The sequence below is a fragment of the Synechococcus sp. M16CYN genome (assembly GCF_040371545.1).
GTDB lineage: Bacteria > Cyanobacteriota > Cyanobacteriia > PCC-6307 > Cyanobiaceae > Parasynechococcus.
The window spans coordinates 159496-172507 of sequence record NZ_AP029048.1 but is presented as its reverse complement, the minus strand read 5'-3'; the positions used below and the strand labels follow the sequence as shown (position 1 = coordinate 172507).

7 protein-coding genes are annotated in these 13012 nt (G+C 46.3%); 3 read left to right on the top strand and 4 right to left on the bottom strand.

What is annotated here, in order from left to right:
- Window positions 1-833 precede the first annotated feature (833 nt).
- The 3 genes from dnaB to ABWV55_RS00790 form a co-directional block, all read right to left on the bottom strand.
- Entirely contained in the window at window positions 834-2249 is a 1416-nt protein-coding gene (dnaB, locus tag ABWV55_RS00800; RefSeq protein WP_353291882.1) for a replicative DNA helicase, read from the bottom strand.
- Window positions 2250-2310: 61 nt separating this feature from the next.
- Window positions 2311-2769, bottom strand: coding sequence for a 50S ribosomal protein L9 (rplI, locus tag ABWV55_RS00795; protein WP_353291881.1), 459 nt, complete (start codon window positions 2767-2769; stop codon window positions 2311-2313).
- A gap of 963 nt (window positions 2770-3732) precedes the next feature.
- A complete protein-coding gene (locus ABWV55_RS00790) occupies window positions 3733-4635 on the bottom strand; it encodes a fatty acid desaturase (protein WP_353292777.1) in 903 nt (300 codons plus the stop codon).
- A 168-nt stretch (window positions 4636-4803) separates the two neighbouring features.
- Here ABWV55_RS00790 and ABWV55_RS00785 point away from each other — a divergent pair, with 168 nt between their 5' ends.
- Genes ABWV55_RS00785 through gcvP form a run of 3 tightly spaced genes read left to right on the top strand, consistent with a single transcriptional unit; the run spans window position 4804 to window position 9419 of the window.
- A complete protein-coding gene (locus ABWV55_RS00785) occupies window positions 4804-6075 on the top strand; it encodes a methionine gamma-lyase family protein (RefSeq protein ID WP_353291880.1) in 1272 nt (423 codons plus the stop codon).
- A 20-nt stretch (window positions 6076-6095) separates the two neighbouring features.
- Window positions 6096-6485, top strand: coding sequence for a glycine cleavage system protein GcvH (gcvH, locus tag ABWV55_RS00780; protein ID WP_353291879.1), 390 nt, complete (start codon window positions 6096-6098; stop codon window positions 6483-6485).
- 54 nt (window positions 6486-6539) lie between these two features.
- On the top strand, window positions 6540-9419 hold the full coding sequence (gene gcvP / locus ABWV55_RS00775) for an aminomethyl-transferring glycine dehydrogenase (protein ID WP_353291878.1): 2880 nt from the start codon (window positions 6540-6542) through the stop codon (window positions 9417-9419).
- A 392-nt stretch (window positions 9420-9811) separates the two neighbouring features.
- Here the strand turns inward: gcvP and ABWV55_RS00770 are convergent, their stop codons facing one another.
- On the bottom strand, window positions 9812-11605 hold the full coding sequence (locus ABWV55_RS00770; RefSeq protein WP_353291877.1) for a diflavin flavoprotein: 1794 nt from the start codon (window positions 11603-11605) through the stop codon (window positions 9812-9814).
- Window positions 11606-13012 lie beyond the last annotated feature (1407 nt).

Here is a 13012-nt window from a genome sequence, read left to right as displayed (position 1 = left end):
TAGAAATCTATTAATCTATCGATACTGCTCGTTATAATTAAGAAAACTATTATAGTTATCTTGTAGATAAGATCATCACATTTTACTTCAATAAATTGTGAGTAACCGTACAAATCTCTAATATAAAATTATTGAACTGGATGATTAGTCGTCTTTAAAAGCCTAGACTCATGTGATTTCTATTTTTTCTATATATCCGTTACTTTTAACCTCTTAATAATGTCAAATTTAGTTAAAATTCTGATGATTATGGTAATTATTTAAAAATAGCTATTAAAAAATCCTGAAAGATCAATACTTTATTGCTATTATCGATGGGGGTTTAGTTAATTTGTATTAGCACTATGCTTAATAATGACAGCGCGTTATTAAAATCTGTAGCGACTTATTAAATATTTAAGATTATCTTTGTAAGAAAGTAAAAAAAGTGAATGGTTAAATTTCTATTCTAAAACTTAGTATTCCTACATTAACAGTTTATTCTAAGTAAATTGCATTTCTTTTTACTCCTAATTAGAGCTATATAATGTCACTATTAAGGCCACTAGTTAATTGATCTTAACGACAGAAGCTAGTTGTCATTGATAGCGAAAGCATCATACTTAGTTATGAGTCAATTAATTAATCTGTTAGTAATATATACAATTGTATTAATCGTTGTTATAGAAGTAAAAACAACTAGTAATTCGATTACTTATCATACTCTAAGTTTATCTCTTGTTTTGAAATGCTTTTCGATTTAGAGAGGTGTGTGATTAATTTGCGATAATTGTTGGTCATATATAGAATTTCAAGTATTCTGTCTCCAGTAGCCTTGTTTAATATTTCATTGGTTACATCGCCAGGTTACGAAACCGAGTGAACTGAGGTTCGAATAGTAGTTTTACCATGCCAACCGGGCCATTGCGGTGTTTGGTTAAAATGATTTCGGTAATACCACGATCAAGCGTTTCAGGATTATAGTATTCATCGCGATAGACCATTAATACAAGGTCAGCATCTTGTTCAATTGAACCTGATTCTCGAAGATCGCTCAGCATCGGCCGTTTGTTGGTCCGCGATTCCACGCCACGACTTAGCTGAGAAAGCGCAATCACTGGTACATTCAGTTCTCGTGCCATCGCCTTAAGAGCTCTTGTAATGCGTGAGATCTCCTGTACCCGATTATCCGAGCTAGAACCTTCCATTAATTGCAGATAATCAATCACTACAAGTCCTAACTCTTTGCCTTGTTCAGCCATCAGTCGCCTACAAAGAGAGCGCATTTCCAGTACGCCAGAGCTTGGCTTGTCGTCGATGTAGATTGGCAATTGTCCCAAGCTATTGATGCCCTGTCCCAGTAGTGGCCATTCCTCCTGATGCAATCGGCCGGTGCGTAAACGTCCGGCTTCAATTCCTACCTCCATTGACAACAATCGATAGGTAAGTTGTTTTTTGCTCATTTCTAAGCTGAATACACAAACCGGTAAGTTGTGCAATTGGGCTACATTTTTTGCCAGGTTGAGCACAATTGAGGTTTTCCCCATAGCAGGCCGTCCAGCCACAATGATTAGATCACTGCGTTGGAGTCCCTGAGTCATCGCATCGAGATCGTAAAAGTTCACCGGGATGCCAGCCACTGACGTCCCAAGAGAGCGACTTTCAATCTCTTCAAAAGTTTGAGTCAGTATTTCTGCTGTAGGGGTAAGACCCTTGGATGGCTTTTCCTGGCTAATTGCAAAGATTGTTTGTTCGGCTTGATCTAGTACCTGTTCCAGTGACAGATTCTGATCAAAGCCAAGCTTGATCACTTCGTTGCCAGAACGAATCAACCGGCGACGCAAAAACTTGTCCATCACAAGCCGCGCCACCTGCTCGATCGATGCTGTAGAGCTTACCCGTTCCACAAGTTCAATTAAGCGTCCGTTTCCGCCGACCCTGTCTAAGGAACCCGTGTCTGCTAGCCAGGCTGCTATCGAGGTGAGATCGGTGGGCTTTCCTTGGCTATAGAGCATCAAGGCGGTGCGAAAGATTTCTTGGTGGGCATTGAGATAAAAGGCTTCCGGCTGTAGCACGTCGGCGACACGACTGATCGCGTCCGGGTCCAATAGAATTCCTCCCAGTACCGCCTCCTCTGCTTCCAAGTTCTGAGGTGGAATGGAATCAGGCAGTATTTCGAAACCGGGCTCTTGATTTCGGCGTCCTCGAGCATAGCCAGGCCGCCCCCCTTCAGCTTGATCGCCGTTGCCTGGAAGGGGGACACTCACCATGGCGACGGGGTATAGCTATTCGGTTTCACACTCTGACTGAATCAAATCGTTGTGCTGCAAATCAGTAGCTCACAACTTCGAGATTGATCTCTGCGGTTACTTCACTGTGCAGTTTGATTTGTACAGTGTACTTACCGGTACGATGGATCTCAGGAACCAGAATATTTCGACGATCAATTTCCTTCTTGGTGGACTTTTCGATTACCTGGGCTACGTCGCCGTTGGTGACCGTGCCAAACAACACATTATCTTCACCGGTTTGCTTTTTTACGGTGAAGCGGCCAATGGTGTTGAGAGCTATCTTGAAGTCCAAGGCTTCTTGCTTGATGGTGACTTGACGCTCTATCTCCTTGGCACGGCGATGCTCCACCTGTTTCATCACTGCAGGAGTGACCGGAGTAGCCTTGCCGAAAGGCAGTAAGAAGTTGCGGGCATAACCGGGGGCAACATCCACCAGATCTCCAGTCCTGCCGAGACTCAGAATGTCCTCGCTCAAAACGATTTGTACACGCTTAGTCATGAGAATTCGACTAAAAACAACAACGGTGCGATCAGCGATACTATGGCCCTAGCCTAACTGATCAGAGGAATTAGACAATTGCGGCTATAGCGGACGGCATAAGCCACTGGCAAAACAAATCTCTCATCTGATTAAAATCGCCTGCAGAAGTATAGTTAAAAAATTTTGTAAGGTGAACGTTAACATTATTTTTTTAAATAGGGTTCCACTTATTCAAATAAACTGACGAAATGAAAGTTTCATAGATTTGTTAAATTATAAATACTCAGCAGCCTAATCGGATGATTGATCGAAAGTAAATGTTTTCATAACTAATTTATATCGATTAAACCAAAAGCGCCACAGAAATCGCTCTTGAAGGTAACACTCAGCTGAAATCTCATTCATGACAAAATTTTAATACCTAACTCATGGATTTTTCCTAAAAAATAAATATTTGGAAACTCCTATATCATAATGGTATTATCAGAGCAACTTTAGAAATTTGTAACAATAAAAACGAATAGGTAACATAAGTCAAGCATCACACGATCATAATATCAGTTTTGACTAAAACTTAAGTTGTAGATTTTTCCTTGTCCTTATCTTGAATATAGAGTGAGAAATGCTTCTGAGATCTTGTAGGATACAATCGGCCAGCTCGGCAAACGTAATATCTACCGTGTTCACGTTGAGTATTATTGCGATCAATCACCTTTCATGATTTATATTCAATAAAATTTCTCGATGAAAAAGCTATCTTTGCTATAAAGTTGTCTGCGAAGGGATGACTTTATAGGGTTAACTTTTCGGCTTTGGCAGAATATATGTTTTAATTATTATACCTTTTAAATCGGCTGTTATCGTAAAGTTACGACGAATCTATTGATTCTCTAAATCAGCATGAAGCATTGAATATAAATGAGTGACTAGAGTTAGGAATTTGATTCTAACCAAGGTCTTAAGTATCCTTGAGCAAAATAGTTAGAGCCTATATCTGGCTTCGCGTATACATTTAGCAAGGCCAAGATGCTTTAAAAAACGAACGTGTTGCCAAGTCATATCGAATTCGAACCAGCGAAGACCATGGCGTGCGCTGGCAGGATGCGCATGGTGATTATTGTGCCAACCTTCCCCAAAAGATAGGATAGCCACCCACCAACAATTACGCGAAAGATCCGGGCAGTCAAAGTTGCGATAACCGAATGCATGCGTTGCAGAATTCACCAACCACGTGACGTGGTACACAACCACCAGACGAAGCGGAATTCCCCAGAGGACCAGACCTAGACCGCCACCATGCACAAGAGCAGTTTCTCCGTACCAATATAAGCAAAGTCCTAAGGGGATTTGTAACAATAAAAACCAGCGGTCAAGCCAACGATAGAAGGGATCACACTGGAGGTCTCCAGCATACCGATCCAACTCCTTAAGAGCGGGGATATCATGTAGCATCCACTCGCTATGACTCCACCACAAACCGCGCCCGGCATCGTGGTGATCAGCTGGTTGGTCTGAAAACCGATGGTGATGGCGGTGAAGTCCCACCCATTCGATAGGTCCGCTTTGGCATGCCAAAGTTCCCATGACAACTAAAACGCGCTCAAGCCATACGGGCACCACAAGACTGCGGTGAGCGACTAAACGGTGCAAACCGAGGGTAACGCCGAGAACCGTCATCCAGTAGAGAATGCCGAAGGCGACGATGGCTTGCCAGCTCCAGAACTGGGGCAGTAGCGCCACGGTTGCCAAAATATGATTAACCAGCATGAAACCGGCTGTCCCCGTTTTCACGCGCCGCTGACGTGCGGGGAGCGGCTCGCGGGGAGCGGTTACCGCCGCCCGTAGACGAAGGTCGCGGTTGCCAGCTGTTTGCGAGGGAACCAATCGGAATCTCCTGGAATTGACGGTACCGCTCAAAAAGGAAAACCAGGGAGCGGATGGTGCCGTTGATAACGGAAATCTAAAGGAGTTTTTGACTCGCGGCGGTTGATTATCCATAGAGTAGAGAATCAGCGTGGAGTCCCAAAACGGTTTAAAAGCAAGGGGGATTTGGTGACTAGTGCAATTGCAAAGCAGCTGATTGACTCTGTGGTGCAGCAGCAGGCATCGTGGGCTGCTGCACGTACGGCTGCTGTCGAAGAAAAATTTCAGCGTGTTCTTGGGGCTTTTATTGCGGAGCGAGTGGGAGCCCACCATTTCACCTCCTTCACTGGATATGGCCATGGCGATCAGAGCCGGGATGTAGTTGATCGTGTGTTTGCAAGGGTTCTCGGTGCTGAAGCGGCAGCGGTACGAATGCAGTTCGTAAGTGGCACCCATGCCATTACAGCTGCGCTGTTTGGTGTATTGCGACCTGGTGATCGCTTGCTTTCGATTACGGGGCGTCCTTATGACACACTCGAGGAAGTAATTGGCTTAAGAGGATGTGGCCAAGGCTCGCTAGCTGATTTCGGGGTTGAGTACGACGAAGTAGCGTTGACAGCAGACGGAACTGTCGATCGAAACGGCCTTAGTTGGGCTTTGGCTTCGCCTTGCCGGGTGGTATTGATTCAGCGTAGTTGCGGATACAGTTGGCGTCCGTCCTTGCCAGTAAAGGAAATCGGTGATCTTTGTGAGCTCATTCATACCCGCCAGCCTGATTGCATTTGTTTTGTCGACAACTGCTATGGCGAGCTGGTTCAAGACTGTGAGCCGCCGGAGGTGGGGGCCGATTTAGTAGCTGGTTCTTTGATTAAAAATCTTGGGGGTACGATCACGCCTACCGGTGGTTACGTCGCGGGCAGAGCTGATCTGGTTGAGCAGGCTTGCTGTCGGTTGACGGCACCTGGCATTGGTCGCGAGGGCGGCGCAAATTTTAACCTCCAGCGCTTAGTCTTGCAGGGATTGTTCTTGGCACCTCAAATGGTGACTGAGTCTTTAATTGGTGCAAATCTTGTAGCTGGCGTGTTTGAACGGCTAGGTTTCTCTGTACAACCTCGGCCAAATACCGCACGAAGCGATCTCATTCAGGCTGTCTGTCTGGGTAGTCCAGAAGCTTTGCAAGAAGTGTGCCGGGCGTTCCAGGCCTGCTCCCCAGTGGGGTCATACCTCAATCCTATCCCAGCTGCAATGCCCGGTTACGCTAGCGATTTGGTGATGGCAGGTGGCACATTTATTAATGGATCGACTAGCGAATTCTCAGCAGATGCGCCGTTAAGAGAACCATTTAACCTATTTGTACAGGGAGGTACCCACCGCAGCCATATACGCTTGGCTCTGGGTGAAGCCCTAACCGCGCTTGATGGAGCAGGTCTGATTAATCTCCTACAAATTGAAAGCATCTAAATTCACTTTTATTTAGATTAATGGCGTTTGAATTTCCCGCCTCTTATCGCTTCGCCGATAGCCATGAGTACGCTCATTTTGATGGGGAGCTGATGAAGGTTGGTATCAGTGCTTTCGCTGTTGATCAGCTCGGTGACATTGTTTTTGTTGATCTACCTCAAGTTGGCTCTACTCTTGATAGGGGCTCTAGCTTCGGTTCTGTGGAATCGGTAAAAGCCGTCGAGGAAATGTATGCTCCAGTTGATGGGGAGGTAGTCCAGCGGAATGAAGCTGTATTAGTCAGCCCTGAAGAACTTCAGAATGACCCCCATGGCGAGGGATGGCTGCTCTTGGTGCGCCCAAGTAATCCGACCCAGCTGGAGAACTTGTTAGATTCTTCAACCTATTCCGCCAGAATAAACGCGAACTGACATCAAAAAGCAGTCAGCTTTATTTACGATCGACAGCTTTCGCCCCTGCAATCTGTGACCTCTCCTTTCCTGCAGCGGCATTTAGGTCCAAGTGACGTGGAGCAAGATCAAATGCTGCGGGTACTGGGCTATCAGTGCATGGAGGATTTCATCTCTGATGTAGTTCCTAAAGACATTCTTGATGCGATTCCACCTCGCGACATTCTTCCTACTGGTTGTGGGGAGACAGAGGCCTTAGCGGATCTCGGCAGAATCGCTGCAAAGAACCAGGTGCAACGATCATTGATTGGCCTTGGGTATCATGGCACCGCAATGCCAGCATTGATCCAGCGTCACGTATTTGAGAATCCTGCCTGGTACACTGCCTATACTCCTTACCAGGCCGAAATCGCGCAAGGGCGCCTTGAGGCGTTATTAAATTTTCAGACGCTTATCAGCGAACTCACCGGCTTGCCAATCGCGAACGCCTCGCTACTAGACGAGGCTACTGCAGCCGCTGAAGCAATGGGCTTAAGTTTTGGCGTCCGTTCTCGGCCAAACGCCAAGTTCTTCCTCGTTGATCACAAGGTGTTACCGCAAACTTGGGCCGTGCTGCAAACCCGGGCTGAGCCGCTAGGCATTGAGCTTAAATGGACTGATCCTGAACATGTGACGTTTGATGCCAACGTCTTTGGGATTCTGTTACAGCTGCCCGGTGTTGATGGAATAGTTTGGAACCCCACTGCTACAATCGAGAAAGCGCATAGGGCGAACGCACTTGTTACGGTAGCAGTTGATCCATTAGCGCAGACCCTTTTTGCTCCAGTGGCTGACTTTGGAGCTGATATCGCCGTTGGTAGTGCTCAACGGTTCGGTGTCCCGATGGGATTTGGGGGGCCTCATGCTGCGTTTTTTGCCACAAGGGAAATCTATAAGCGCCAAATTCCTGGACGTTTGGTAGGTGAGTCGAAGGATGTAGAAGGAAATCCCGCGCTACGTTTAGCTCTGCAAACTCGAGAACAACATATTCGTCGGGATAAAGCTACAAGCAATATTTGTACTGCTCAGGTCCTCCTAGCGGTTATCGCGTCGTTTTATGCCGTGTATCACGGACCTGATGGTCTTCATGACATTGCCCGTCGGCTCGTTGCACTGCGTCTTCGTTTGGAGAACGGTTTACAAAGTCTGAACTTCCCGTTAGATCCGGGAGAACGCTTTGACACGGTCACCGTCACCACCTCTTACGCCCCAGCTGTACATGCTGCAGCACTGGCGGCTGGCTTCAACCTACGGGTCCTCCCCAACGGCGCACCTGTCGCCCAGGCCACTGGATTTGGCATCACCCTGGACGAGTTGAGTGATGAAAAAGAAGTAAACCAACTTTTGGAAGTTATTGCCCATGTCACTAATAAGCCGGCTCCAGCTTTGCCCACTACAACTCCAACCAACACTACGTTGCAATCGCTTCCATCGCGGACTCGCCCTTGGCTGACGCAGAGTGTGTTCCATTGCTATCGCAGTGAAACTGAACTGATGCGATACATCCAGCGCTTAGTTAGTCGTGATCTATCGCTGGTGCATGGGATGATCCCGCTGGGAAGTTGCACGATGAAGTTGAATGCTGCAGCGGAATTATTTCCTGTTAGTTGGCCGGCTTTCGCTTGTCTGCACCCTTTTGCCCCTTTAGATCAGGCATCGGGTTATCTTCAATTGGTTGATGACTTAGAGCGCTGGCTGGCAGCCCTAACGGGTTTCTCTGCCGTCTCGCTGCAGCCTAATGCCGGTTCTCAAGGTGAATACGCTGGTCTATTGGTAATCCGTGCTTGGCACCGCTTTTGTGGGGAAGACCGGCGTGATATCTGCTTAATTCCGACGAGTGCCCACGGCACAAATCCCGCCAGTGCCGTAATGGCTGGGCTCAAAGTGGTCGCGGTAGCCTGCGATGCCGAAGGGAATATTGATCAAGAAAACCTAGTGGCTCTTGCGATGAAGCACACCGACCGTCTAGCCGCCTTAATGGTAACATATCCATCAACCCACGGTGTTTTTGAAACCGGCATCCGCAATATCTGTGAAGTAATCCATAACCATGGGGGCCAAGTGTATCTCGATGGTGCCAATCTCAACGCCCAGGTGGGCCTCTCCCGACCAGGGGCCTTTGGAGCTGATGTGTGCCATATAAATCTACACAAGACCTTCTGCATCCCTCATGGTGGAGGTGGTCCAGGGGTGGGTCCGATAGGCGTGGCGGCTCACCTAGCACCCTTCCTACCGGGCCATCCGTTCCAAGACCAAGTTGCTTTGGCCATTGGTCCGGTCTCTGCAGCCGTTCTGGGCAACGCCAGCATTCTGCCAATTAGCTGGATGTATTTGCGAATGATGGGTGCGGATGCACTCCGTCAAGCCAGTTCCGTAGCGCTTCTATCGGCTAATTACTTGGCCTGTCGCCTCGATGACCACTTTCCGGTGTTGTTCCGTGGCTCTACTGGTCGAGTGGCCCATGAATGCATCCTTGATCTGCGTCCAATAAAACGCGATGCTGGAATTGATGTTGATGATATAGCAAAGCGTCTGATGGATTATGGCTTCCATGCTCCAACGGTGAGCTGGCCCGTAGCTGGTACCCTTATGGTGGAGCCTACGGAAAGTGAGAGCTTGTCAGAATTAAATCGTTTCGTAGATGCATTGATAGCTATACGTGAAGAAATAAGGACTATTGAGACAGGTGAAATCGATGCGCTAAATAACCCCCTCAAGCAATCTCCGCATACGATGACTGCTCTAATGGTAGAGGTTTGGGAGCGTCCCTACAGCCGGCAACAGGCGGCATTCCCCTTGCCAAATCAAGCGCAAAATAAGGTCTGGCCGGTGGTCGCCCGCATTGATAACGCTTTTGGCGACAGAAACCTAGTGTGTACTTGTCCTCCTGTGGAAGCGATTGCAACCGCTGTATAATTGGTCGCCTTCTTTAAGAGAGTGGATTTCACATCAAAAAGCAAATCACTTAACTTAATTCTCTCAAAAGTTAATCTAGTTGATGAAGGTTAGACTGCTTACTGCCCGATAAATTTGTCAAGTGGGAAGACCACGAATCGAAGTAACAATGACTTAATTTGAATTTAGTTTAGGTTTAGCGCCATGGTCTCATCTTTGAGGGTCAACCCTGTGGTTCTCAAAATAATGTCGTCGAGTGGATAAAAGAAGCCCAAAACCTCCACTGTGAGATAACTCTCTAATATCTTCTAGACTAAGCTGGAAGAGATTAACAGTTTTTGTGTGTCTTTCTTGATTGGGCTGAAATCACTCTCGCTATGAGTATGTTCTTTCGGATTGACTAACCCCTGAGGCTAGTAATTAGCTCCGCTGCGTCGTTGATGAATGGCTGTGCTGCCCTTGGCATCGAACAGGCCACCATGCAGGGCTTCGGCGTAAATGAGCCAATGGTCTCCACATTCCATACGTTGTTTTACGCAAACCTCTAGCCAAGCCAAAGCGTCTGGTAGTAAGGGCTGTCCGCTAGGGCTAATCTTGAGCTTCAAGCCCGCGAATCGATCCGCACCAGGCTTAAACGGTTGCAAGAACTGCTTTATCAAGCCGATTTCTCGACCCTCTGCCAGTACATTAAGCGCGAAACAATCCTCTCTATGCAGCATCGATTCTACGGCTCGATCTTTAGCTACTGCTACGGTGATTCCCGGCGGTGTAAAGCTGGCTTGACTGACCCAACTGGCGACCATGGCCCCACTGAGACCATCTTTTTTTGTGGTCAGCACGCACAGTGATCCGAGAACGCGTCCGAGAGCAAGTATCGCAGGGTCGCTGCGGCTTTCGCTAAGGCCTCCGGTACTGCGTCGTTGAGAGCGATTTTGCGCTTGAAGTAACTGTCGACCAAACCGAGTGCCGGTTTCCTCTAACTCCCTGACTTTTGCTTTATCGGGACTGAATTTGATTCGAATCGGATCGAATCCAAAGTTGAAACCACCATCGCGAAGTTTGCTTTCTAGAAGATCTACTGCTTCGCCACTCCAGCCGTAGCTTCCAAAAACACCAACCGGTTTGCTGCGATCCCCCTCTGCCAGCAGCGTGCCAAGAGCTGACACTATTGGGGTAGGTGCATGGCCTCCAAGCGTAGGGGAACCGATCAGGATTGCATCAGCTCCTTGGATAGTTTTCACTAGTTCATCGGCAGAGGTGAACTCACAATTGAGGCTATTCACGCGAATGCCGGTGCGGTTAACTCCCTGGGCCAGAGCATCTGCAATGGCTGCGGTGTGCCCGTAAGCACTCGCAAAAAGCAGAGCCACCCTGAAGTCGGCACTGCGTTGGCCTTCGCCCCAGCGTCGGTAGTCATTCAACAAGCTGCGCCAGCTCGACTCAATTGCTGGACCATGACCGGGAATTAGCGTGCGGATATCCAATTCTTCCAGGCGTTCGATGATACTGTCTACCTGAAGGGCCATCGGAGCTATTAAGCAATCGTAAAAATGGCGACGTTCTTCCTCCGTACTGTTGCGACTTGTTTCCGCCCAGGTCTTTGTACATAAATGAGCACTAAAAAGTTTGCCACTCATCAATAAGCCAAGGCTCTCCTCGAATGCCAAGAGACCACCAGGCCAGCGTGGTGTTGGAGCTGGCAGTAACAGTAATTTACGGCTGCTGCTCAAAGCGAGGGTTTGCTCTTTACGAATAATCCGAAGTGGCGGCAGCGGTGGGGGTAAGGATTGCTCGGGTTCCTGGCCGGTAGGGGCAGGTTTACGCCTGCTCCAAAGCTCCTTCAGGAGCTTTGCGCCAGGATTGGAAGCAACAAGCTCAAGTCTGCAATAAATCTCAGCGAGGCTGCGGAGCAGAGCGACCCGATTCGGGTTCACATGACCCACCACCACCAAAAGAGGCTTATCTTGGCCGCCAAGAACGTTGATGAGTTCTGGCAAAAAGACGCTTTTATAGGCTGCTCCCGGAGGGTGTATGAGCACCGCAGGGATTCCATTCCCAGCTTTAAACAGAACGCTGTTAACCGTACTCCCACGCTCCAAAGCGTACTCCGACTCAAACCGATGGCGCTCTGGACTCAATCCTCTGAAGCAAAGCACATCGGTGTCGATGGGCAACTGTATAGTGCGACGTTTTGCAGCAGTGGTCACCGCTCGCTTCCTTCATATCTATTGAATGTAAGTATGACGATTGCTTGAAGCATCTACGCTGCAATGATTGCTGTTGTTTTGTTAAACTCTGCTAAACGCCTTAACCAAAGGATCTCATAGTTGAGTGTCAATGTTTCATTTTAGATAGATGCAGCGCTTTATATAATCACTTATTTATGTATCTTCAATGTTAATGATGAAGAATTTCTAATCCTATCGTAACAAGACCAATCATGATAAAATTAATCAATAGATTATGCAATATTTTTGGACTATTATTTTGGTTTTCCTCAAGCAGTAAGATTTATCCACATTATTTCTACAGCTAAAAAACTATTTTTTGTAGAGCAAAATTAGAATTCTTATATCTTTCTTGTTTATATGTAAATATTTACATTGTGATATGAAAATTTTTAGTTATATTATTAAAACAATTAGGCAAATCTCACATATGATTATATTGTGTTTTATAATGTTAGTTTTGATGTTCTGTTTACAAATCGCTGCACATTAGTCGCTTAAGCCCTGCCGCTGATAAATGAACCTATACTGCTCATTTTAAAAATGGCTAAGATTCTGATCTGATACCTCAATAACTAGATAAATCCTCACATGATGCAATTGAATTGTGTTTTTATAGTTTGCCGCTGTTTGCAGTGGGCTTCAAAGCAATCTATTTTGAAATCGATGGATTTAGAATTGGTCCGTTACCTGCAGTTGCGTTTTTATAAATCGGATTATTTGGCACTCGCGGCCGCATTACATTTAACGATAATTATAATCGTTACGAATACAGATAGAGTAGCATTCCGATTGAGTATGGCGGCACTTAATATAGTGTCAATGCATATATAATGCGATGCTATTTTTTAGTCTATCGCAAGGGATTCAATACTTTATGGATACATAATACTACCCTGAGTTCTATTGAAAAGTGTCTCAGAAATAGAGACCACTCTGGGGCATGTATGGACAGAACAGACGCATATAGAAGTCAATCCCTTGAACTCAAGGGTTTTCTGCAGAATTTTTCTGAGGAGACATTTATGCTTGTTAATTGTTATTTCTGAAAGTCACATTTTTCAAATTTTATCAAGAGAATTCTTCAGATAATCCAAGCATCCCCCTCAAGGTATTCTCTTGCTTGAATCGAGCTCTTTGTTTTAACTACAAAATTAAGGTCGAGCAGTCTTTGATGATCTGTTTTGTCTCTAGTACGTCAAATTTATTATTTCCAGTAAAAGAGTTTATAATAACAGGAGCAGGTTCTGCAACATGTTTTGTTGATTTAGATTCTTTTTTTGTTTTTTCGAAAGTTTTTGCCATTTCATTTGACTCAGGATTTCAAGGTAGGTATTCATTACCGGTATGAATACTCTATTACCGCCAGATAGTTGATAGGATAGA

What these genes read in the sequence shown, in the direction of transcription:
- dnaB (WP_353291882.1), bottom strand. Translation starts at nt 2,249, where the DNA reads ATGGTGAGTGTCCCCCTTCCAGGCAACGGCGATCAAGCTGAAGGGGGG.
- rplI (WP_353291881.1), bottom strand. Translation starts at nt 2,769, where the DNA reads ATGACTAAGCGTGTACAAATCGTTTTGAGCGAGGACATTCTGAGTCTC.
- gcvH (WP_353291879.1), top strand. Translation starts at nt 6,096, where the DNA reads ATGGCGTTTGAATTTCCCGCCTCTTATCGCTTCGCCGATAGCCATGAG.